At 68.8% G+C, this 22,812-nt stretch carries 20 protein-coding genes and 1 pseudogene; 8 read left to right on the forward strand and 13 right to left on the reverse strand.

Features of this window, described 5'->3' with window-relative positions:
* Positions 1-5: 5 nt before the first annotated feature.
* The 7 genes from ABZ824_RS27690 to ABZ824_RS27720 form a co-directional block, all read right to left on the reverse strand.
* The gene (locus ABZ824_RS27690) at positions 6-1,013 is read right to left on the reverse strand and encodes a diiron oxygenase (protein ID WP_355072963.1); all 1,008 of its coding nucleotides are present in this window, start codon (positions 1,011-1,013) and stop codon (positions 6-8) included.
* 162 nt (positions 1,014-1,175) lie between these two features.
* A complete protein-coding gene (locus ABZ824_RS27695; protein WP_356966408.1) occupies positions 1,176-2,282 on the reverse strand; it encodes a hypothetical protein in 1,107 nt (368 codons plus the stop codon).
* A gap of 579 nt (positions 2,283-2,861) precedes the next feature.
* Complete coding sequence (locus ABZ824_RS27700) at positions 2,862-3,857, reverse strand: sulfate ABC transporter ATP-binding protein (protein ID WP_355072390.1); 996 nt, start codon at positions 3,855-3,857, stop codon at positions 2,862-2,864.
* On the reverse strand, positions 3,854-4,660 hold the full coding sequence (gene cysW / locus ABZ824_RS27705; RefSeq protein ID WP_356966411.1) for a sulfate ABC transporter permease subunit CysW: 807 nt from the start codon (positions 4,658-4,660) through the stop codon (positions 3,854-3,856). The genes ABZ824_RS27700 and cysW overlap by 4 nt, the downstream gene beginning before the upstream one ends.
* A 67-nt stretch (positions 4,661-4,727) precedes the next feature.
* Complete coding sequence (gene cysT, locus ABZ824_RS27710; protein ID WP_355072961.1) at positions 4,728-5,528, reverse strand: sulfate ABC transporter permease subunit CysT; 801 nt, start codon at positions 5,526-5,528, stop codon at positions 4,728-4,730.
* A gap of 129 nt (positions 5,529-5,657) precedes the next feature.
* A complete protein-coding gene (locus tag ABZ824_RS27715) occupies positions 5,658-6,704 on the reverse strand; it encodes a sulfate ABC transporter substrate-binding protein (RefSeq protein ID WP_355072386.1) in 1,047 nt (348 codons plus the stop codon).
* Between the two features lie 206 nt (positions 6,705-6,910).
* The gene (locus ABZ824_RS27720) at positions 6,911-7,135 is read right to left on the reverse strand and encodes an Ms4533A family Cys-rich leader peptide (RefSeq protein ID WP_356966413.1); all 225 of its coding nucleotides are present in this window, start codon (positions 7,133-7,135) and stop codon (positions 6,911-6,913) included.
* Between ABZ824_RS27720 and ABZ824_RS27725 the strand changes: the two genes are divergently transcribed.
* On the forward strand, positions 7,070-8,125 hold the full coding sequence (locus ABZ824_RS27725) for a M48 family metallopeptidase (RefSeq protein WP_356966415.1): 1,056 nt from the start codon (positions 7,070-7,072) through the stop codon (positions 8,123-8,125). The two genes, ABZ824_RS27720 and ABZ824_RS27725, sit on opposite strands and share 66 nt — an antisense overlap.
* 80 nt (positions 8,126-8,205) lie before the next feature.
* On the opposite strand, the gene ABZ824_RS27730 is transcribed toward ABZ824_RS27725, so the two are convergent.
* On the reverse strand, positions 8,206-8,484 hold the full coding sequence (locus ABZ824_RS27730; RefSeq protein WP_356966417.1) for a hypothetical protein: 279 nt from the start codon (positions 8,482-8,484) through the stop codon (positions 8,206-8,208).
* Positions 8,485-8,594: 110 nt separating this feature from the next.
* On the opposite strand from ABZ824_RS27730, the gene ABZ824_RS27735 reads away from it, so the two are divergent.
* Complete coding sequence (locus ABZ824_RS27735) at positions 8,595-10,577, forward strand: glycoside hydrolase family 15 protein (protein ID WP_356966419.1); 1,983 nt, start codon at positions 8,595-8,597, stop codon at positions 10,575-10,577.
* An 18-nt stretch (positions 10,578-10,595) separates the two neighbouring features.
* Here the strand turns inward: ABZ824_RS27735 and ABZ824_RS27740 are convergent, their stop codons facing one another.
* Positions 10,596-12,401, reverse strand: coding sequence for a dynamin family protein (locus tag ABZ824_RS27740; protein ID WP_356966421.1), 1,806 nt, complete (start codon positions 12,399-12,401; stop codon positions 10,596-10,598).
* An 81-nt stretch (positions 12,402-12,482) separates the two neighbouring features.
* A complete protein-coding gene (locus tag ABZ824_RS27745; RefSeq protein WP_356966423.1) occupies positions 12,483-14,717 on the reverse strand; it encodes a hypothetical protein in 2,235 nt (744 codons plus the stop codon).
* Between the two features lie 568 nt (positions 14,718-15,285).
* On the opposite strand from ABZ824_RS27745, the gene ABZ824_RS27750 reads away from it, so the two are divergent.
* Both ABZ824_RS27750 and ABZ824_RS27755 read left to right on the forward strand, forming a co-directional pair.
* A complete protein-coding gene (locus ABZ824_RS27750) occupies positions 15,286-15,978 on the forward strand; it encodes a response regulator transcription factor (RefSeq protein ID WP_355072375.1) in 693 nt (230 codons plus the stop codon).
* Positions 15,975-17,231, forward strand: coding sequence for a HAMP domain-containing sensor histidine kinase (locus ABZ824_RS27755; RefSeq protein WP_356966425.1), 1,257 nt, complete (start codon positions 15,975-15,977; stop codon positions 17,229-17,231). The genes ABZ824_RS27750 and ABZ824_RS27755 overlap by 4 nt, the downstream gene beginning before the upstream one ends.
* Before the next feature lie 4 nt (positions 17,232-17,235).
* Here the strand turns inward: ABZ824_RS27755 and lepA are convergent, their stop codons facing one another.
* Complete coding sequence (gene lepA / locus ABZ824_RS27760) at positions 17,236-19,113, reverse strand: translation elongation factor 4 (RefSeq protein ID WP_355072372.1); 1,878 nt, start codon at positions 19,111-19,113, stop codon at positions 17,236-17,238.
* 668 nt (positions 19,114-19,781) lie between these two features.
* Between lepA and ABZ824_RS27765 the strand changes: the two genes are divergently transcribed.
* Both ABZ824_RS27765 and ABZ824_RS27770 read left to right on the forward strand, forming a co-directional pair.
* Positions 19,782-20,336 (forward strand): type II toxin-antitoxin system PemK/MazF family toxin, encoded by a 555-nt coding sequence (locus ABZ824_RS27765; RefSeq protein WP_356966427.1) that lies wholly within the window; start codon positions 19,782-19,784, stop codon positions 20,334-20,336.
* A gap of 17 nt (positions 20,337-20,353) precedes the next feature.
* Positions 20,354-20,749: a DUF5360 family protein gene (locus ABZ824_RS27770; RefSeq protein ID WP_356966429.1), complete on the forward strand. Its 396-nt coding sequence runs from the start codon at positions 20,354-20,356 to the stop codon at positions 20,747-20,749.
* A 54-nt stretch (positions 20,750-20,803) separates the two neighbouring features.
* On the opposite strand, the gene ABZ824_RS27775 is transcribed toward ABZ824_RS27770, so the two are convergent.
* Positions 20,804-21,592 (reverse strand): aquaporin, encoded by a 789-nt coding sequence (locus ABZ824_RS27775; protein ID WP_355072367.1) that lies wholly within the window; start codon positions 21,590-21,592, stop codon positions 20,804-20,806.
* Positions 21,593-21,688: 96 nt separating this feature from the next.
* Positions 21,689-21,939, reverse strand: a pseudogene (locus ABZ824_RS27780) (transglutaminase family protein); the annotation flags it as partial.
* A gap of 189 nt (positions 21,940-22,128) precedes the next feature.
* Between ABZ824_RS27780 and rpsT the strand changes: the two are divergent.
* A complete protein-coding gene (rpsT, locus tag ABZ824_RS27785) occupies positions 22,129-22,389 on the forward strand; it encodes a 30S ribosomal protein S20 (protein ID WP_355072365.1) in 261 nt (86 codons plus the stop codon).
* Positions 22,390-22,564: 175 nt separating this feature from the next.
* Positions 22,565-22,810: a hypothetical protein gene (locus tag ABZ824_RS27790; protein WP_355072363.1), complete on the forward strand. Its 246-nt coding sequence runs from the start codon at positions 22,565-22,567 to the stop codon at positions 22,808-22,810.
* Positions 22,811-22,812 lie beyond the last annotated feature (2 nt).

Consider the following 22,812-nt stretch of genomic DNA (forward strand, 5'->3'; position numbering starts at 1 on the left):
GCGACTCAGGCGACCTTGTTCGCGGCGCGCAGCGGTTCCGATCGGTACCGAGTGCTGGGACCGTCGATGCCGAGCGCCTTCCAGACCGCCTTGGCGACCGGGTTCATCAATCCGATGTCCTTGGCCAGGGCGCGCACGTCGCAGAAGTAATCGCTGAAGACCTGCTTGGCCTCCGGCGAGCCGTAGAACAGCTCCTTGCGGACCTTCTCCGGGATGTCGAACTCGGCGAAGAACGACCGCGGCGGCGTGACGATCGAGCGGCCGAGAATCCGCATGACGATCGGCATGGCCAGCGAGAGAATGAACTTCTGCGCCGGCTTCGCCTCCGGCACATGGTTCTTCAGGAACTCGTGCGCGAAGGAGATGTGCCGCGCCTCTTCGGCGACGTGAATGGCCATCACGCCGCGCATGATCGGGTGCACCTCTTCGCCCGAGCGCAAGATCTGCTTCTGGATGTGGTCGATCGGCTCCTCACCGGCCAGCACGGCCATGAAGAACAGATTCGGGAACCAGGCCGCCACGGGCGCGCCCAGGTACTTGAACTTGCTGACCAGCGGGCCCATGCCGGGCACGTCCAGGCCGATCCGGTTGACCATCTCCTGGAACATCAGGGTGTGGTTGTGCTCCTCGATCATCTCGTGGGAGCAGTACCGGAACTCCGGCGAGCCGTTGGGCAGGCCGAAGTTGTGGATGACCATGCCGCTGATCAGGATCGACTCGAACTGCAGGCCGACCTTGGCGATATTCGCCTGCCGGTACTTGCCGACCGCGATCTTCTGCTCGGTCGACAACGCCTGATACCAGGGGTGGCGCGCCACCGTGTCGGCGGACACGGGCAGAATCCAGCGCTCCTCGCCGGCGTCGGCGGCGAAGTCGGGGTTGTCCCAGTCGATGTCTTCGAAGGGATCGAAGTGCTTGTTGACCGATCCCTCGGAGAGCAGCAGCAGCTTCGCGGCGTACTCCTGCGCCTTTTCAAGATCGGGATCGACGGCTGGTGTCACGGCTGCGGACATCGTCGTCACTGCCTCTCCTCGATGGAACCGTTTAACTGTATCCCATAGTTACACCAACGGAGAGTTACGTCAACCCGGCAGTTGCTAGGGCCGCCCGGCGATGCGCGCCCTCATCACGCGCACCGCCGGACGGCCCCTGTTCATCGCGGTCCGTGCCGGGGCCTAACTCACCAGCACCCCGTCACCGACCGCCAGGATCGAAGTCCCGAAACCGAATACGGCCGACATACTCGTGACGACGACCACCCGGCCCAGCCTGCGCCTGGTCCGGCGCGACAGCATCAGGGCCCGCGTGGCGGCACGACGACGGACGCGCCTGCGCCTGACCCGGCGCAGCTCGGCCGCCGCCTCGGCCGCGGCCGCCGCCCTCCGTCCGAGGATCGCGGCGCCGTCGGCGGTGGTGCGCCCGGGATCGGCGGCGACGATCACCGGCCTGGCCAATTCCGCCGCCAAGACCTCGGCCACCTCCGCCGGTCGCGCCGCCCCGCCGACCACCAGCACGCGGTCGACGTCGGCCATGGTGACGTCCGCGACCCGCAAGCAGCGGTAGACGAGTTCCAGCGACTCCCGGACATGCTTGACGCGCAGTTCGCCCGCGATCGTGTCGGCGACCGACTCGGCGACCGAAGACGAGTGCGGGCCCGGCCCGGCTTGCTCGGCGATCAACGCCCCGAACGCGCGTCCGCCGAACTCGGTGGAACGCAGCGAGACCCCGACGATCGGATTGCGCGGACATCCCGCACCCACCCGGACCAGCGTGACGTCGAGCCCGGCACCGCCGAGGTCGTAGACGAGGGCGAGACCCGGCATGAGCGGACCACGGTCGGCCTCCAGCCAGGCCGCCGCCGCGACGGGTTCGGCCACCAACGCCGCCTGAGTCAGTTCCACGCCGTCCAGCGCCGCGCGCAACGCGTCCACCTGCTCGTCGGCATAGCGGGCCGGATAGGCCACCGCGATGCCGAGCCCGCTTCCGCAGCCGGGATGGTCCTGCCGCACCTCGTCGGTCAGGCACTTCGCCACCGTCGCGACGAGGTCCGCCGGAGCGAGCGCGCGGTTGCCCACCCGCGCCCACGTGCTGGAACGCTGCGTGAGATCGGCGAATTCGGTGACCGCGCGGCCGTGCCGGGGAATCATGCCCACCCTGGCCACGCCGGTGCTGTCGAAGGTCAGCGTGGTGCGGCGCGTGATGGTCTGCGCCCGCTGCGTTTTGCGTCGCCCCGGCGGAGCCTTGGCCGAACCTTCCTCCGCGAGAACGGAAACCGTGTTCACCGTACCGATGCTCAACCCGAGACCAACCGCCATCGCAATCCACCCGATCGCCGTGCCGATTTGCTTCGAACGCCGTTTAGGCAACCACTCCGCGATCTTCGTGCCAAGTCCGGACAACCGATTGTCCGCAAGCCGCCTGTGCCTCGCCGCATCCGAATCCACGGGCTACGACGCCCTCACCAGGCCAACCAGCACTACACATGCCGTCCAGTCGGATTTCCTTGCGACACGCGGGGATAGATCATGCCCGGTGGATGTTTGCCGGAATCCGGGTTCTTACGCGCACGGCGCCGAGCGACAGCGCTCCACATGGGGAGACTCCTCTTGACGGATCCGTGCCGACAATTCGCCGAATGGACGGGGCGCCGGACCCGGCGACAGTCGTCGATGTTCGCATCGCATGCCGGGTCCGGCCCGACGCCGCTACGACCGCCGCCTAGCGCACACCTCGCCTCCCCGTCGGCAACCGTTCCGCAGCGCAGCCGGACAGCAGTAGACACGGCAACGGGAGAGAGTGTGGCAACTTCTCAGCGCCACACTCCCTATGTCGCCGGGTATGTAACCGGTTCGCGAAAACCGTTAGTGCGCGGGCAGTTCCGGGATCCGAGTGGCGCGAACGTACACCGTCTCGCCGTCCGACAGTCGCAGCGCCTCGGCGTCACCGCGGGTGACCTGCGCGGCGAACAGGTCGCCGGTCGCCGCGTTGCGCAGCTCCACGCGCACCTCGAAGCCGAGGTGCACCACGCGCTCGACCGTCGCCCTGGTGACGCCCGCGGAATCGGCGGTGCCCTCGTGCTCGGCGAGCGCCATGCCGGGATCCCGGCCGACGCGAATGTCGTGTGGCCGCACCAGATGTCCGTTGAGCCGGGCCACCGCGCCGAGGAACGACATGACGAACTCGTTGGCCGGCCGGTCGTACACGTCCTCCGGAGTGCCGATCTGCTCGATGCGGCCCTTGTTCATCACCGCGATCCGGTCGGCGACGTCGAGCGCCTCCTCCTGGTCGTGGGTGACCAGCACGGTGGTCACGTGGACCTCCTCGTGCAGCCTGCGCAGCCAGGTCCGCAGGTCGGCGCGGACCTTGGCGTCCAGCGCGCCGAACGGCTCGTCCAGCAGCAGCACCTGCGGATCGACGGCGAGCGCGCGGGCCAGCGCCATACGCTGGCGCTGGCCACCCGACAGCTGGGCCGGGTAGCGGTGCTGGAAGCCGTCCAGTCCCACGATGCCGAGCAATTCGTCGACGCGCTTGCTGATCTCGTGCTTCGGGCGCTTGCGGATCTTCAGGCCGAACGCCACGTTGTCGCGCACGGTCATGTGCTTGAACGCCGCGTAGTGCTGGAACACGAAGCCGATGTCGCGCTTCTGCGGCGGCACCCGGGTGACGTCGCGCCCCGCGATGCTGACCACGCCGGTGTCCAGCGACTCCAGCCCGGCGATCGAGCGCAGCAGCGTCGACTTGCCCGAACCCGACGGGCCGAGCAGCGCGGTGAGTTCGCCCGAGGGGATGTCCAGACTGACATCGTCGAGGGCGGCGAACGTGCCGTAGTTCTTGTTCGCGTTGGTCACGGTGATCACTTTGTGCCCCGCTTACGTTCGAGGAGGGTCATCAGCAGAAGGGTGACGAGGGCGATGCCCATCAGCAAGGTGGCGGCGGAGTACGCGCCGAAGGTGTTGTGGTCGTTGATGTACCGGCCGTGCACGAGCAACGTCAGCGTCTGCGACTTGCCAGGCAGCGCGGAGGACACCATGATCACGGCGCCGAACTCGCCGAGCGCGCGGGCCACGGTGAGCACCACGCCGTAGGTCAGGCCCCACCGGATCGCGGGAAGCGTGATCCGCCAGAAGGTCTGCCATTTGGACGCGCCCAGGGTGGCCGCGGCCTGCTCCTGGTCGTCGCCGATCTCGTGCAGCACCGGCTCGACCTCGCGCACCACGAACGGCAGCGTCACGAAGATGGTGGCGATCACCATGCCCGGTAGGTTGAAGATGACCTTGAAGCCCAGGTCTTCCAGACCGCCGAACCAGCCGCCCGCGCCCCAGAGCAGGATCAGCGAGACGCCGACCACCACGGGCGAGACCGCGAACGGCAAGTCCACGATGCCCTGAACCAGGTTGCGGCCCGGGAACTTTCCCCGCACCAGCGCGAGCGCCGTCACGATGCCGAAGACCACGTTCACCGGGACGGTGATCGCGACGATCAGGAGGGAGAGCTGGAACGCCGAGATCGCCGCGGGCGTGGTGATCGAGTCGGCGAACGCGCCGATCCCCCGCTCGAACGTGCGCCACAGGATGATGATCAGCGGCAGCACCAGCAGTACGAACAAGTAGCCGAGCGCCACCGTCCGCAACGAGATGCGGGTCAGCGGATGCAGTTTCATCGACCCTGCTCCGTCTCAGGGGAATGCCCGCACCCCGGCGACACGGGGAGCGCTGCGCGATTGTTTGTCATCGGCTCGCCTGCTCCTTGCGCGCGCTGCGTTCGGCGAGCAGCCGCAGAACCAGCAGCGTCGCGAACGAGATGGCCAGCAGCGCGACCGACACGGCCGCCGCGTTCACCGGCCGATCGATCTCGATCTGCTTCTGGATGTACTGGGAGGCCATCTCGGTCTTGCGCGGGATCGCGCCGCCGATCAGCACCACCGAACCGTACTCGCCGATCGCGCGGGCGAAGGCCAGTCCGCCGCCGCTGATGATGGCGGGAGCCAGCGCGGGCAGCACGATCCTGCGGAAGGTGGTCCAGTTGTTCGCGCCCAGCGAGAGCGCCGCCTGTTCCACCTCGCGGTCGGCCTCGATCAGCACCGGCTGCACCGAACGCACCACGAACGGCAGCGTGACGAACGCCAGCGCGACCACCAGGCCCGGCTGGGTGGCGTTCAGGTGGATGTCGATCGGACTCTGCGGACCGTACAGCGAGAGCAGCACGATACTGGCGACGATGGTCGGCAGCGCGAACGGCAGGTCGATCAGCGCGTTGACCACACCCTTGCCGGGAAACCGGTCGCGGACCAGCACCCAGGCGATCAGCGTGCCCATGACCACGTTGACCACCGCCACCACCACCGAGACCAGCACGGTGATGCGCAGCGAGTCCAGCGCGGCGGGCGCAGTGACGGCGTCCCAGAAACCGGACCACCCGTCCTCGAAGCTGGTCACGGTGAGCGCCGCGAGTGGCAGCAGCACGATGATGCTCAGCCACAGCACCGCGGTGGCGATGCCGAGCGGACCCACCGAGCCGGTCACGCGCAGCCACGACCAGTTCCAGCGGCGATCGGGACGCACGGGTTCGGAGACGCCGGGACCAGCTGCCTGCGCGGTCCCGGCGTTACTGCTCGTAGTCACGATCGTCCAGTATCCCGTGTAACGGGGGTCACCCGGTCACTTGGTGGCGTTGTCATAGATCACCGCTACCGAACCCGTGTTCGGGGTGAACAGTTCCTTGTCCACGGTCTTCCAGCCGCCGAGGTCGGCGATCGTCCACAGCTTCTGCGGGGTCGGGAAGTCCTTGGCGTAGTCGGCGGCGACCTTCGGGTCGACCGGGCGGAAACCGGCGGCGGCCCAGGCCTTCTGGCCCGCGGTGGTGAACAGGAAGTCGCGGAAGGCGACGGCCTTCTGCTGGTTCTTGCTGTTCTTCAGCACCGCGACCGGGTTCTCGATCTTGAACGTGACCGGCGGGACGAAGTGCTCGATCTGATCGCCGTTGCGCTCGGAGAAGATCGCCTCGTTCTCGTAACTCAGCAGAACGTCACCGGTGCCCTGCAGGAACGTCTCGGTCGCCTCGCGGCCGGACTTCGGCTGCACCTTCACGTGCTCCTTGGAGACCAGCTTGCTCAGGTAGTCCAGGCCCGCCTGCGGGTTCTTGCCGCCGTCGCTCTTGGCCGCGTACGGCGCGAGCAGGTTCCACTTGGCCGAACCGGAGCTGAACGGGTTCGGGGTGACCACCTCGACGCCCGGCTTCAGCAGGTCGTCCCAGTCCTTGATGCCCTTCGGGTTGCCCTTGCGCACGACGATCGCGACCACCGAGCCGAACGGGATGCCCTTGGTGGCGTCGGCGTTCCAGCTCGCGTCCACCAGGCCCGCGTCGACGAGGCGAGTGATGTCCGGCTCGACCGAGAAGTTCACGACGTCGGCCTCGGCGCCGTCCTTCACCTTGCGGGACTGGTCGCCGGAGGCGCCGTAGGACTGCTGGATCTGGACGTTCTTGCCCTGCTCGGTCTTGTTGAACTCGGGGATCACCTTGTCGAAACCGGGCTTCGGCACGGCGTAGGCGTAGAGGTTCAGGGTGCCGCCGCTGCCGTCGGAAGCGCCCGCCCCGACCGTGTCGCTGGCTCCGCCGCCGCACGCGGTCAGCGCGACCGCCGCTAGGGCGGCTAGGGCAACGGCGCTGTAGCGTCGGCGCGGCGAAAGCCAGGATTTGCGAGCCATCGGGGTGGACCTTTCGTGCGGACCGCCAGTTCTCCGGTAACACATCGGTGGCGGCGACAAACTTATCGATTCAGCAGACCCGCCGATCGAGCGATACGGCAGCGGCGCGACTACCGGCCCACAACGGGCCGTCGGGAAGCGAAAGCACATCTGCAAGAAGCGCGCCAGTCTGCTGACAAACGAGACGCGGATGTGCCCGGTCGCGATCAGCGACAGTAGACGTCCGCGACCGCGAGGTCACCGACAGCAATCAACGCCAATTCATGGCGGACCTGCGGGACTGCGCTCGAAGACACGGGCAGACTGTAGCAGAGCGCAAGGCGGAGTTCGAATCGAAGAGCCCAGGAAGAGGGGGGTTTCACCTTATGACCACCAGTCCGGATCGCGTCCGCACGACATTCCCCGGCATCAGCACCCGCACGTGGGAGCACCCGGCCGACCGCACCGCCCTGGTTACCCTGCGGTCACTGCCGGGGTTCGACGTGGTGCTGCGCACATTGTCGGGTTTGCTGCAAGAACGCCAGCACCGACTGCTGTATCTGGCCACCGCGGTACGGGTGGACGAGCGGCAATTCCGCACCCTGCACCACCTGCGCGAGGACTGTGTGCGAATCCTGGACGCCCCCACGACGCCCGAGCTGTTCGTGTTGCAGAGCCCACAGGTGAATGCCTTCACCATCGGCATGGACCGGCCGTTCATCGTGCTGACCACCGGGTTGCTCGAACTGATGGACACCGAGGAGCTGCGTTTCGTAGTGGGCCACGAACTCGGGCACGCGCTGTCCGGCCACGCGGTGTACCGCACGATGCTCATGCACCTGCTGCGGGTCTCGGCGAGCGTCGGCTGGTTGCCGGTCGGTGGGTGGGCTCTGCGCGGCATCGTCGCGGCCCTGATGGAGTGGAGCCGCAAGTCCGAGCTGTCCGGCGACCGGGCCGGGCTGCTGTGCGGCCAGGATGTCGACGCTTCGGTACGCGTGCACATGAAGACGGCCGGGGGCGCCTTGGTGAAGGAGATGAACCACGGGGCGTTCCTGTCCCAGGCCGACGACTACGAGCGGTCCGGCGATCTGCGCGACGGCGTGCTGAAGCTGCTCAACCTGGAGTTACAGAGCCACCCGTTCTCCGTGCTGCGCGCGGCCGAACTGCGCCGCTGGATCCAGAGCGGCGACTACGACCGCGTGCTCTCGGGCGACTATCCGCGCCGTGACCAGGATCGCGCCACCCGGATCACCGACGAGATGAAGGCCGCCGCCCGCACCTACCGCACGAACTTCGACCAGTCCGACGATCCGCTCATCCGTACCGTGCGCACGCTGGGCCGGGATGTCGGCGCGGCGGCGAGCACGGTCGCCCACGAGGTCGGCGACACTGTGGCGAAGCTCGGCAAGCGATTCGGCGACTGGCGCGGCGGCGGGAACTGACCGTCAGCGGGTGATCAACCAGGCGACGACGATCAGCACGAGCAGCGCGATGAGGGCGAGCTGAACCCGCGAACGAGGCATCAGCGCGCCCCGCTCTGCACGGGAGTGCGATCGGCGGCGGCCTGCCCGGGTTCGAGAACCGCCGCCGCAGCGGCCGGGGCGGGGCGGGCCGGTGCGGAATGGGCGCCGTAGCGGCGGTCCAGGACGCGCAGCACAGCGCGCAGCACGCGATCGAGCCCGTAGGCGATGGCGAAGCTGATCGGGACCATGCCCACGAGCACCACGAGGAACTGCGGGATGAACGGCAGTCCCGCCACCCACAGCTCGAAGCCGTCCCACCAACCTGCGATGCGATGCACGGCTCCAGCCTAGTCGGTACGCCGGCCGGTTCCACGAGGCCGTCGGCCACATCGGCGGACGGAGAAATCGCGCAGTGGACGACGGGCGTACATCGGCCCGAAGATGGGGTATGGCGTCCTCCGATGACCTCACCCTCAACGACTCCGACGGCCTGCCGACGAACTTGGCCGAAACCCACCGCCACGGCGCCTACCCGCCGATCGATGACTACGCCTTCCTGTCCGACTGCGAAACGAGTTGCCTGGTCGCCAGCAACGGCGCGGTGGAATGGATGTGTGTTCCGCGGCCGGATTCGCCGAGCATCTTCGGGGCGCTCCTCGACCGCAGCGCGGGGCACTTCCGGGTCGGGCCGTACGGGGTCAACGTGCCCGCCGCCCGCCGCTACCTGCCCGGCGGGATGATCCTGGAGACCACCTGGCAGACCGGCACCGGCTGGCTGATCGTGCGCGACGCACTGGTGCTCGGCCCCTGGCACAACAACGATCAGCGCAGCAAGACCCACCGGCGCACCCCGATGGACTGGGATGCCGAGCATCTGCTGCTGCGCACGGTGAAATGCGTGAACGGCACCGTGGAGCTGGAGGTGAGCTGCGAGCCCGCGTTCGACTACCACCGGGCGAGCGCACGGTGGGAGTACACCGGCAAGGTGTACGAGGAGGCGACCGCGGTGCGCGGCGACGAGCCCAGCGCCGGGCCGAGCCTGGTGCTCACCACCGATCTGCGTCTCGGACTCGAGGGGCGCGAGGCGCGCGCCCGCACCAGGATGAAAGAGGGCGACGAGGTCTTCGTCGCGCTCACCTGGTCGGAACTGCCCGCGCCGCGCACCTTCGACGAGGCCGCCGAGAAGATGTGGCAGACCACCGAATGCTGGCGCCAGTGGATCACGCTCGGCAAGTTCCCCGATCACCCGTGGCGCAACTACTTGCAGCGCAGCGCGCTCACCCTCAAAGGCCTCACCTACGCTCCGACCGGCGCCCTGATGGCCGCCGCCACCACCTCGCTGCCGGAAACCCCTGGCGGAGAACGCAATTGGGATTACCGCTACAGCTGGGTGCGGGATGCCAGCTTCGCGCTGTGGGGCCTGTACACGCTCGGCCTGGACCGGGAGGCCGACGACTTCTTCGCCTTTCTCAACGACGCGACGACCGGCGAGGACGGGGAGCCCGTCCCGCTGCAGGTGCTCTACGGCATCGGCGGCGAACGGCAGCTCGACGAGATCATCCTCGATCACTTGGGCGGCTACGACCAGTCCCGTCCGGTGCGCATCGGCAACAATGCCTACAGCCAGGATCAGCACGACATCTGGGGCACCATGCTCGACGCGGTGTACCTGCACGTGAAGTCGCGCCAGCAGGTGCCGGAGACGCTGTGGCCGCTACTGGTCCGCCAAGTGCACGCCGCCATCGAGCACTGGAAGGAGCCCGATCGGGGCATCTGGGAGGTGCGCGGTGAGCCGCAGCACTTCACCTCGTCCAAGGTGATGTGCTGGGTGGCGCTGGACCGCGGCGCGAAACTCGCCGAACTGCACGGCCAGTACGAGCACGCCGAAGAGTGGTACGCGATCGCGGAGGAGATCAAGGCCGACGTCCTGGCCAACGGCGTCACCTCAGAAGGCGTGTTCACCCAGGTCTACGGCGGCGACACGCTGGACGCCTCGCTGCTGCTGGTGGTGCTCACCCGCTTCCTGCCGCCCGAGGACGACCGCGTGCGCGCGACCGTGCTGGCCATCGCCGACCGGCTCACCGAGAACGGCTTGGTGCTGCGGTACCGGACCGAAACCACCGACGACGGCCTGAGCGGCACGGAAGGAGCGTTCACCATCTGCTCGTTCTGGCTGGTCTCCGCGCTGGTCGAGATCGGGGAGATCCAGCGGGCGCGGCACCTGTGCGAACGACTGCTCGGCTTCGCCAGCCCCCTGCGGTTGTACGCCGAGGAGATCGATCCGCGCAGTGGCCGCCACCTCGGTAACTTCCCCCAGGCGTTCACCCACCTCGCGCTGATCAACGCCGTGACCCACGTCATCCGTGCCGAGAGCTCCCGGCACGCGGGCCGCTTCCAGCCCGCGAACACCCCGCAGGGCCATCCGGTCTGACCCACGCCGGGAAACGGTCTACACCGGAACCAGTCCGTCGGCCTCCTCGCGCAGCGCGTGCAGTTTGCCGAGCCGCGCCTCGAGGTCGGCGATCCGCTCCGGCCTGCGGTCGCCGTACTTCCCGTAGTTCTCCTCGGCCGAGCGCAGCGCGTCGTCCGCGGCGCGCGAAACCTCGGTCGCGATGTCGGTGAAGTGGTCGCGCAGCACTCGCTGCACGGCGCGCAAGCGGTTACGCGACTCCTTGCCGACCTGGAAGATCACGTCGTCCATCAGGCGGGCCACCGCTACCTTGGCCTCGGCCCGGCGGCGCACCTTGCGGCTCTTGCGGTCGTCCCATAGCGCGTTCACGCCCAGCAGCACGCCCGCACCCGCCGAGTACCAGTTCACCAGCGACATGCCCAGGAGGCTGGTGGCCAGACCGACCATCAGGATGCCGCCGTAGGAACCGCGCAGACCGGTCAGGAATTGCTGGGTAACCCCGGCTTTCGCGCTCTCGAGGGGCTCCAGCGGCTGCACCGCCTCGAGCACCTCACCGGGGTTGGACAAGCGCAGGTCCGGCAGCGGCGGGGTCCGGTTGTCGGCCGGGAACTTGGCGGCCACCTGCTCGGACAGCTCCATCGAGCGGTAGTGCGCCACGGCGAAGTTCTCCTCGACCGCCTCGCAAATGCGCGCGTCCAGATCGGCGGCGAAATCCTTCCAGCGGCGCGCCGGATCGGTCTGGGCGATCTCGGCCTCGGCGTCGCGGATCAGGCTGCGCAGCCGGTGGCGCAGATCGTGCTCGATGTCGGCCATCAGCTCGGTCGCGCCGTCGACCAGCGTGACCTGCCAGTTCGCGGTGCGCTGGCGCAGCTGATCGGCCTCGTCGCGCGCGCGGGCGAGCTGGTCGGTGATCTCGGCGCGGCGTCGCGGGTCGCGCAGCGCCTCGGCTTCGGTGCGCAGGGTCAGCGCGAGGTGATCGCAGACCAGGCGGATGTCCCCGACCGCGGCTTCCAGCGCCACCGCGTCCGCGCGGGCGACCACGTAGTCGCGCAGATGATCGATCAGCTGCGGCACGCCGGATTCGATGTCGCGCTGGTAGTCACCGGTCAACCCGGCCTGCCGGTGCAGTTCCGCGGAGACCGGGGCCACCGCGAAGCCGAGTCCAGCCGAGTCCAGCAGTTCCCGGTTGCGCTGCTGGGTGCGCGACCAGTGCGGGAACACGTCGATCTTGTTCAGCACGCAGATCACGGTCGGGCAGATCTGCTGGATGCGCTGCAACTCGGCGATCTGCTCCGCGGTCAGCTCGGTGCCGGCGTCGCCGACGTAGAGCACGGCGTCGGCCGCGGCGATCATCGACCAGGTGGTGCGGTTGTCACCCAGCGCGCCCGGCGCGTCCATCACCACGACACCGTCGGCGAGCAGCGGACTGGGCTGGGTGAACTCGGCACGGACGACGCCCTGGGTGGCCAGCGCTGGACCGGGATCGAGCGGGTCGACCGACTGACGTTCGGTGCGGCCGTGCGCGGTCTGCCGCACCAGCGTCGCGGTCGGCTCCGGCCCGTACTCGACGATCACCGGGACGCTCAGATCGCTGTTCGTCGCGCTGACCGAGGCACCGACCAGGCTGTTGACCAGCGTGCTCATGCCGTTCTTCGGACGACCGACGACCACGAGCCGTACCCGGGGATCGCTCACCCTGGCACGAACCATGCTCAGTCGGCTGCCGAGGTCGTCGCGTCCCGCGGATCGGGCCGTCTCCCGCAGCTCGTCGAGTATCCGAATGAGCGGGGCCATCGCGTCCGGATGTTTCACGGTCGCAGCCTTCAGCCCGGCAGCGGCAGACAACCCTCCTCCTTACTCTCGATGACTTTCGTTCAGGTGCGCCCTGCGACCACTCCGCAGTCGTCGGAACCCGCTACGCCCCTGCTAGATCAGGGAGATGTCCGACACATCGGACACGTAATGGTGCGTTTCCACTATGCCCGACTCCGGCAGCAGCGCACCCGAGAGGCTGCCACCCGAGGACAGCGCCAGTGCGGAGTGGTCGTAGGTGTAGTCGGCGACGGGGTAGACGGTGTCGGCCGGGTGGTCGAGCGCCAGCGGCGCCGAGATGCCGTGCGGCTTCGGGTCGATCACCTGCGGCTTGATCGGCGCCTGGGTGGGTACGGGGGCGGTGTAGGTCGGCGCGGACGGGGCGTGCGGCTCGACGGTGGGCGCCTGTGCGGGGGCGCTGTAGGTGGGCTGGTCCGGCGCCTCGTACGTCGGCTGCGAAGGCCTGCTCACCGTCGGTACGTCGCCGGTGGGCAGTTCGTGGGTCGGCACGTCGTTGGTCGGGTAAGTGCTGTTGGAGGTGCCACCGGTGCTCGGGCGACCCGTGACGCCACCCGGCGAGGTCGCGTCGTCACCCGGGGTGGTCGGCGCATGCGTCGGCGCCGGGGTCTGGGTGACCGTCGCGCCAGGGACCTTGGTGGTCGGCACGTCCGGAGCGGTGGTGACGCCCCCGTGCGGCACCGTGGTGGCGCCCGGGAGCTTCGTGACGTCGTGATCCGGCGTCTTCGGCGCGGACGGGACGGTCACGTCGCCGGGAACGCTCGGCGTCGGCGTGGTCTTGACGATCGTCGTCGGCGCGGTGACGGTCGACGCGGGCGACTGGGTCGGGTGGGACGGATGCGGGTCGGTCCCGGGGGCCGGCTTCACCACGGGCGCAGGCCGTACCGCGTCGAACAGCGCGGGGACGGCCGCCGCGGGAGCGGTCAGCACGGACGGGCCCTCCGGAGCGGCGAACACATTCGCGATCGGGGTCGAGGCGGCGTCGGGCTGGATCGTGGTCTGCAGCGGGGTGGCCGCGACCACCGGTGCCGCGGCGACCGCCGCGGGTGCGGGCGCGGGCGCCGTAGCGGCGGGGGCCACCGGCGCGACCGCGCTCACGGGGGCGACGGACGCCGAGGCCGCCAGCGGCTGCGCGACGCTCGATGCCGTCGGCGCACCGGCCGCCGACGCGGACTGCGCGACGCCGGAGGCCGCCGACGACTGCGTGGCGGACGCGCCCGATGACGTGAGCCCACCGAGCAGTCCGGAAGGGCCTTGGCTCAGCGCGTTCGGCTGGGCGGCCGCGCTGGCGGTGCCGTCCGGCAGATGGATGCCGTCGGCCAGATAGTCGGTGAATTCGTCGAGCTGATCGCCGACGTGCCCGACGGCGCCGTCGACCTTCATCTCGGAGGTGAAGTAGATCCCGTTCGGGCCGACCCCGAAGTCGACCGACCACTGGGTGCCGACGAACATCCCGAGATCGCCGCCCTGACCGACGCCGTCGAACGGATCGCCCGCCGCGTGCGCCGCACCGGCACCGCTGTTGCCGGGCAGGTCGAAGACGGTGGAGCCGGGCGCGGTGAAGCCGTTCGCGCCGGGCAGGCCGAAGCCGTGCCCGGCTTGGCCGAGTCCGTGGCCGGGCAGGCCGAACCCGTGCCCGCCGGGCGCGTCGAGATCGTTCGCGGCGTCGGACCGGACGCCGGGCAGCGAGAAACCGTTGGACACGTGACCGTCGGTCCCCGGGATGGACAGTCCGCTCCCGGCATCCCCGTCCATGCCGGGGATCCCGCCGAGCCCGGGGACGCCGCCGCCGGAGTGTCCGGGCAGCTGCGTCCCGTGGCCGCCCGACTCGCCGGGCAGCGTCGGCAGCTGCATCCCCTGCTGCGCGCCGGACTCGCCGGCCAGCGTCGGCAGTGGCATGCCGGCGTCGGTGCCGCTGTACTCGCCGGGGAGCGTGGGCAGCGACCCGGCGGGGCCCGCGCCGGTGCCGGGGAGGGCGAACCCGGGCGCGGGATTGCCCGGTCCTGGCACCAAGTTTCCGTGCGCCACCGGGACATTCGAGCCATGCGAGAACGGCGCGGGCTCGACGACCGGGTCAGGGAAGGTGATCACCGGGCTCGGCTGGTCGGGATCGGGATCGGTGCTGTGCGCCCAGCCGGTGTGCCAGCTGTCCAGACGGGATTCGCCGGGCTGTGCGGGGACGCCGCCGCCATTGGCGGCCACCAGCGCGCCGCCGGTGACATAGGCGCCCGCCCGCGCGACCCGTGCGACGCCGGTGGCCACACGGTAGGCGGTGTCGCCCGCGCGGTCGGCCTCTTCGGTGTCGCCGTCGAAGGGCAGATCACGCGTCATAAAAGCTCCACTCTCGGTTGTCCAGCATCCTCACCACGCCGGTCCGACCGAGAGTGAAGATCACCCAACAGTATTTCGGGAATACTCCCCTGTCACATTCTCCAGACCTGGAGAGAATGCGACTGTGGCGGGCAACACAACCCTGCCATCCGATTTGCCGGATCGGAAGCCCCATTTCCGGCGGCCTCCCCGACCGCGCACAGTCTCGAATAGACACCGTCACCAGGCCTGATCGAAACGTGGCGAGTGCGCGGCGGCAAGAACTGAAGGAACTCTGAGAGTTGCCGACGGAGTGCCGAGGATTTGCTCTCCATCGAGGAATTCGACGAATCAGCCGTTCGGCGGCATGGACGCCGAGTTGGCCGCAACGCGAACGCATCTACCGGACGACTATCGGCCCAGATCGACTTCCACTCGGCCGCATCGCGACGATCCGCGTCTGCACACCGTCCGACACGTCCGTTACAAGTTTGCGCCGTGGCCAATGCCTCACTTTCCGGTCCCGCGCATCGCGCACCGCGGGCGCAGCCGACACCACGATCTCAGACTGTGGGATTAGATTGACCTCATGGCCGGACATCGAATCTTGGTCGTGGACGACGAGGTTCGCGTCCTCGCGTCGCTGCGGCGGGGACTGGAGCTCTCCGATTTCGAGGTCGTCACCGCGACCGACGGCGCCGAGGCCCTGAGCATGGTCCGCGCCACCACGCCCGACGCGATGGTGCTCGACGTCAACATGCCCGAACTCGACGGTGTCGGCGTGGTCACCGCGCTGCGGGCGATGGGCGACGACATCCCGATCTGTGTGCTCAGCGCGCGCACCGCGGTCAGCGACCGGATCGCCTGCCTGGAACGCGGAGCCGACGACTACCTCACCAAGCCGTTCGATCTCGGCGAGCTGGTCGCGCGGTTGAACGCGCTGCTGCGACGCAGGCGTAAACCGCTGGACCGCCCCGACCAGGCGCGCACGGTCGGGCAGGTGCGGATCGACCCCGCCGGACGCCGCGTGCTGGCCGGGGGCAGGCCGGTGGAGTTGACGAAACGTGAATTCGAGGTGCTCGCTCTGCTCGCCGAGCACATCGGGATCGTGCTCGACCGCGAGCAGATCCTGTCCGCAGTGTGGGGTTACGACTTCCCCACCGACACCAATGTCGTCGACGTCTTCGTCTCCTACCTGCGGCGCAAGCTGGAGGCGGACGGCGTGCCCCGGGTACTCCACACCGTGCGCGGCGTCGGCTTCGTCCTCCGGGAGGAACCATGAGCGGATCGCCGTCGCTGCGCACCCGGGTAGCGGTCGTGTCGGGGGTGGTCGCGGCACTGGTCGCGCTCACCTTGACGATCACTTTCGCCACCCTGCTCGGCGCCACCGGTGAACGTCAGCTGGACGAGACCGTCTCGTCGATGGCGGTGCGGGTCGCCGCGCCGCGTGAAGCCGCGCCCGCGCAACCTGTTCCGCCGTCCGCGGCCACGCTGTCTCCCGAGCAGGGGTCCGCCGACGCGCGCGGACCCGTGGCGCCCGCCGACGCGGCGATCGCCCGGGTCGACGGGCTGCCCGGCGTGCTGGTCGCGCTCGATCCCGACCGCGACGTCGTGGAGGCGGCTATACATCGCAGCCAGCGCATCGGGCTCGGCATCGGCGTGGCGGGCGCGTTGCTGGCCGCCCTGCTCGGCTGGTTCCTGGCCGGGTTCGCCGCACGCCCGTTGCGTCGTCTCGCCGACGCCACCCACCGCATCGACACGTTGGAGAAACTGCCGCCGCTGTCCGGCCGCGGCGCGCGGGAAGCCGAGGAACTCTCCGACGCGATCACCCGCATGCTCGCCCGGCTGGAAGCCGCCCACCGCGCCACCCAACGGGCGCTGACCGGCGCACGCGACTTCGCCGCGGTCTGCGCGCACGAGTTGCGCACGCCGCTCACCGCGTTGCGCACCGACCTGCAAGTACTTGCCACCAAAGAGATTCCGGAACAGCAGCGCGGCGTGATCCTGTCCGAGATCCTCTTCGCCGAGCGGCAGATCGAGAACACGCTGACCGATCTGGAACGCCTCGCGGTCGGCGAACTCACCGAACCGGACGTCTTCGAGCCGTTCGACCTCTGCGACACCCTCGACCGCGCGGTGCACGACGCGCGGCGCGGGCATCCCGGGGTGCGGGTCGTACTCGCCGAATGCCCACCGATCACGGTGACCGGTCTACCGGGCGGCGTCATGCTCATCGTCACGAATGCCGTCGCCAACGCCGTGCAACACGGCAAGGCCGGAACCGTCACCGTCAGCGCACGATCCGGCCCGGAGGACATCGTGGAGATCTATGTGGACGACGACGGTCGCGGCGTCCCCGAGGCGTTGCGCGGCGACGCCTTCGACCGCTTCGTCAAGGGCCCCGGTTCCCCCGGCTCGGGCCTCGGCCTGGCCCTGGTCCGTCAGCAAGCCGAATTGCATTCCGGCACCGCCGAACTCGACGAGAGCCCGATGGGCGGCGCCCGCCTGCGCGTACGGCTGCGCGCGGCGGGCTAGCCGCCTACTTCTTGTCCTTCGGCTTGTCCGAAGCGGCGTCCGAGGACAGCGCGGCCACGAAGGCTTCCTGCGGGACGTCGACGCGGCCGATCGTCTTCATCCGCTTCTTGCCTTCCTTCTGCTTCTCCAGCAGCTTGCGCTTGCGGCTGATGTCACCGCCGTAGCACTTGGCCAGCACGTCCTTGCGGATGGCGCGGATGTTCTCGCGGGCGATGATCTTCGACCCGATCGCGGCCTGGATGGGCACCTCGAACTGCTGGCGGGGAATCAGCTCGCGCAGCTTGGTGGTCATCTTGTGGCCGTAGGCCTGGGCGGCGTCGCGGTGCACGATCGCGCTGAACGCGTCCACCGCCTCGCCCTGCAACAGGATGTCCACCTTCACCAGCTGCGATTCCTGCTCGCCCGCCTCCTCGTAGTCGAGGCTCGCGTAACCGCGGGTGCGTGACTTCAGCGAATCGAAGAAGTCGAAGATGATCTCCGCCATCGGCATGGTGTAGCGCAGCTCGACGCGGGTCTCGGACAGGTAGTCCATGCCGCCGAGCTCGCCGCGGCGGGACTGGCACAGCTCCATGATCGAGCCGATGAACTCGCTCGGCGCGATGATGGTGCACTTCACCACCGGCTCGTAGACATTGCGAACCTTGCCTTCGGGCCAGTACGAGGGATTGGTGACGACGTGCTCGACGCCGTCCTCCATCTCCACCCGGTACACCACGTTCGGGGCCGTCGAGATGAGGTCGAGGTCGAACTCGCGCTGCAGGCGTTCGCGCGTGATCTCCATGTGCAGCAGGCCGAGGAAGCCGCAGCGGAAGCCGAACCCGAGCGCGACCGAGGTCTCCGGCGTGTAGGTCAGGGCGGCGTCGTTGAGCTGCAACTTCTCCAACGCGTCGCGCAGGTCCGGGTAGTCGGAGCCGTCCACCGGATAGAGGCCGGAGTACACCATCGGGCGCGGCTCGCGATAGCCGGTGAGCGGTTCGGTCGCGCCGCCGCGCGCGCCGGTCACCGTGTCGCCGACCTTGGATTGGCGCACGTCCTTCACGCCGGTGATCAGGTAGCCGACCTCGCCGACGCCGAGCCCCTGGGTCGGTTTCGGCTCGGGCGAGACGATGCCGATCTCCAGCAGCTCGTGGGTCGCGCCGGTGGACATCATCTTGATCTTCTCGCGCGGAGTCAGCTTGCCGTCCACCACACGGACGTAGGTGACCACGCCGCGGTAGGTGTCGTAGACCGAGTCGAAGATCATCGCGCGGGCGGGCGCGTCCGCCTCGCCGACCGGCGGCGGCACCTGGGCGATCACCTGGTCGAGCAGATCGGCCACGCCCTCGCCCGTCTTGCCGGAGACGCGCAGCACGTCCGACGGATCGCAGCCGACGATGTGCGCCAGCTCGGCGGCGTAGCGCTCCGGGTCCGCGGCGGGCAGGTCGATCTTGTTCAGCACCGGGATGATCGTCAGATCCTTCTCCAGCGCCAGGTACAGGTTGGCCAGCGTCTGCGCCTCGATGCCCTGCGCGGCGTCGACCAGCAGGATCGCGCCCTCGCACGCCTCCAGGGCGCGCGACACCTCGTAGGTGAAGTCGACGTGGCCGGGTGTGTCGATGAGGTGCAGCACGAAATCGGTGCCCGCGTGCTCCCCCGTCCGGGGCGTCCAGGGCAGCCGCACGTTCTGGGCCTTGATGGTGATGCCGCGCTCGCGCTCGATATCCATCCGGTCCAGATACTGCGCACGCATCTGCCGCTCTTCGACCACACCGGTCAGTTGCAGCATCCGGTCGGCCAGCGTCGACTTGCCGTGGTCGATGTGCGCGATGATGCAGAAGTTCCGGATCCGGGCGGGATCGGTGAACGTCGTGTCGGCGAAGCTGGCGGGCACTCCACTCCTCATGGGTATCGGCAAACTGCCGTCTATCGTCCCATGGTGCTCTGCCAGTTTTTGCAGCGCCTTCGGCGCTGCGTGTTCGCGGCCCCCTCATGGCTCGCGCCCGAGCGGGCGAGACTCGCGACTACGTCGCATGCGCTGCGCCCACTCGGACACGAGCCGGGCCGCGAACGGTGCTCGTAAGACTCGCACCCTGGCGGGTCGATAGCGTGATCGAGCTGCGGATCCTTCCTTTACCCGGGGCGAATGGACGGACGCGGCTGAGCCGGTGACGGCTGGGGATGAGCCAGTGGATACGTCGCAGACGCTTCGGGCAGTCGGACATGAAGTGCGCCGCGCACGGTCGCGGTGCGATGCTGCGCCCTGCGCGCCCGCTCATGGTCAGCGATTACTGTCTGCCTGCGCATTGCGCGAAGAATGCGCTGAGGCCACGCTTCGAAGATGTCACCGCCCGCACCGTCGCCACCGTCGGGCGCGCCGCGCCGTCCTCCGCTGCGTTCACCGCGCTCGGTCTCGGCGTACCTTGCCAGCGGGGCAGGGAGCCGGACATGTCCGATCGGTCCCGGATCGGCGGGCACATCCGCTTCCATAGCTCGCTCGCAGACGAATGGCCCCCGCGACACAACGGTTCCCACGCGGGTGAGAAGCGGCGGGTGCGCCGTTATTCTCCTGGGATGGCCCGAAGTTGGAACACCCTCGGCAAGCAGATCGGTCTCATCGCTAAGCAACAGGGGCCCAAGATCGTCAAGCAGCAGGGTCCCCGGCTGGTCGACCGGCTGGTGTGGTCGCTGGCCCAGCGGCGCACGGCCGTGGGCGTCACGGTGCGGCCCGCCGCGTCGACGCCGGTCCCGACCGCCGAGCGGGCGCGGCAGATCGTCTACTCGCCGCAACTGGACGGCCGTGCCGATCCCGGGGAGATCGTCTGGACCTGGGTGCCGTTCGAAGAGGATCCGAGCAACGGCAAGGACCGGCCGGTGCTGGTGGTGGGCCGGGACCGTCGCACGCTGCTGGGGCTGATGCTGTCGTCGAACCCGGAACGCGCCTACGACCGCAACTGGATCGGCATCGGCAGCGGGTCCTGGGACCACGACAACCGCCCTAGCTGGGTGCGGCTCGATCGGGTGCTCGACGTGCCGGAGGCGGGCATCCGCCGCGAGGGCGCGATCCTGCCCCGCAAGACCTTCGATCTGGTCGCCCACCGGCTCTGCGCCGAATACGCCTGGCACTGAGGCGGACCATGGCACGCGTGCTCGGACCGACCAAGATCGCCATGCTGATCACCGACGTCGGTTTCCTGCTCTACTGGGCGATCGCGTTCGCCCAGGTGATTCCGCCCGAATGGGCGTACAAGGATTACACCGACCCGATCCTCAGCGACTGGAACTACTCGTTCGTCGTACTCGACCTCGCCGCGAGCGCCACCGGCTTGGCGAGCCTGTGCCGCTCGCCCGGTTGGCGCACCCTGATGACCGTCTCGCTGACCCTGACCAGCGTGGCGGGGCTGCAAGCCATCGCGTTCTGGACACTGCGCGGCGATTTCAGTCCGCTGTGGTGGGTGCCCAACCTCTTCCTGCTGCTCTTCCCGATCCCGGCGCTGGTCACCTTGGTGTGCACCGCACCGCAGGAGCGCACCGCGAGCTGACCGCCCAGCCACAGTGATCGACCCCGGCCGACTGACCGGGGCCGAACGCCCTCGTCAGGAGATCATTTCGCGGGAACGGCCGAACAGCAGGCCGTACAGCAGCGCGCCGAGTGCGCCGCCGATCAGCGGGAACACGATGAACGCCCAGACCTGCCCCATCGCGCCGTCCTGGTAGGGCGCCACGGCGAGGCTGCGTGCCGGGTTCACCGAGGCGTAGTCCACCGGAATCGCCACCAGGTTGATCACCGCCAGCGTGGCGCCGATGGACAGGCCGGCCAGCGGCACGTCGGAGAGCTGATCGGTGGAGGACAGCACGACGAAGACCAGCAGCGCCGTGAGCATCACCTCGACGATGATCGTGGCGGCGATGCCGAACCCGTTCTGCACCACCACCTCACCCAGCGGCCCCCGAATCGCCGAGGGACTGTGCTTGCCCCACCCGTTCGCGGCGAGGCCGTCGACCGACCGGTCGTACGACGGCAGGTTCTTGGCCAGCGCGAACAACACGAGACCGGCGAGGAGCCCGCCGATCAGCTGCGAGATCACGTACCCCGCCGCGGACACGCCGCTGATCCGGCCGAGCAGCAGATGCCCCACGGTCACCGCCGGGTTCACGTGGCAGCCCGAAATCGGCCCGATCGAATAGACGAGAAACATCAGCGACAGGCCGAAAGCGAGCGCGATGCCCAGCGGACCGACCTTCTCCCCCGCCAGCACCGCGGTGCCGACACCGCCGATCACCAGGACGAAGGTGCCGAGCGCCTCCGCGCCCCATTTCTTGCTCTCGGGAACCGGTTTGTTCTCGACAGCCTCTTCGACTACTTCCTGGGCCGTTGGAGACATCTGTCCACCTTCCGCGTTCCAGACATGTACTCGGACGAGTCGTGGTGCCGCTTCGGCAACGCCAGCCGCTCGAAAGCAACGGTTGCTAGGAGGACGCTACGCGAGTCGTGTGATCTCTACAACGACTTCGGGGCCGGTCGAACCGCCGCCCGACAAGAGGCCCTTCAGCGGCGGCGTATCGCGTAGCGACGGCCCACCCCGACGGACACGTGCTGCTCGGCGCCTGCGTGCGCCGGCCGGGCCGTGAGCCCGACCACGCGCCGGGCCACGCCTCGACGCGGGCGTACTCTCGCCCGGAGACCGTCGTGCCGATCCCCGCAGCCGGATCGCGGGTGGAACTCGCCGGTCGCCAGGCAAGCCGGCGCGGTGCCGTGTCCGGTATCGACCGGGGCGGGCCCGGTGTCGGATTTCGCGTGCCGAACGGTGACTGGTAACCTCGACCTTCGGCGCTGCGTTACCCGTTCCATTCGGGTATGTCGCGCGCTCGACGAACTTTCCCAGGACAGACCTACCAGACAGGAACACGAGGAACCGGCGTGGCCAACATCAAGTCCCAGCTGAAGCGGATCCGCACCAACGAGGAAGCGCGCAAGCGCAACCAGTCGGTCAAGTCCGCGCTGCGCACCGCCATCCGCAGCTTCCGCGAGGCCGCTGCCGCCGGTGACAAGGAAGCCGCCGCCGCGCGCCTTCAGTTCGCCAGCCGGAAGCTGGACAAGGCCGCCTCGAAGGGCGTCATCCACGCCAACCAGGCCGCCAACAAGAAGTCGGCCCTGTCGCTGGCTTACAACAAGCTCTGATTCACCCGGTACCGCGCGCCGGTACCGCACTCGTGGTGTGACGCAGCCGTCGTGGCCTCGATGACCACGGCGGCTTTTGTCGTGCCCGGACAGCAATCTGGCTCCCACGCCGTTTCAGCTGCTGTTTCGAGGTTCGGCCCGCGCTGTGTCGGAGGTTCCAGCTACCATTCCGCGCATGGTAACCGTGTATGCCAATCAGACGGTCGTTCGCGCCGAGGACCTGCCGGACGTGATCCGCGCGGCCGAGGTGCTCGGATTCGGACTGAAGATCGAGAATGTGCTGGTTCCCGACGACGACGGCGGTTACTCGTTGGAGTGGATCGTCACGCGGGACGAGGACGTGCCCGCCTACGAGGAGTGGGAAGGCCGCTACGAAGACGCGGACGACGACGGCGAGCTGATTCTGACCTCCACGGAATAGCC

Source organism: Nocardia sp. NPDC047038 (assembly GCF_040644075.1).
In the GTDB taxonomy this organism is placed as follows: domain Bacteria; phylum Actinomycetota; class Actinomycetes; order Mycobacteriales; family Mycobacteriaceae; genus Nocardia; species Nocardia sichangensis.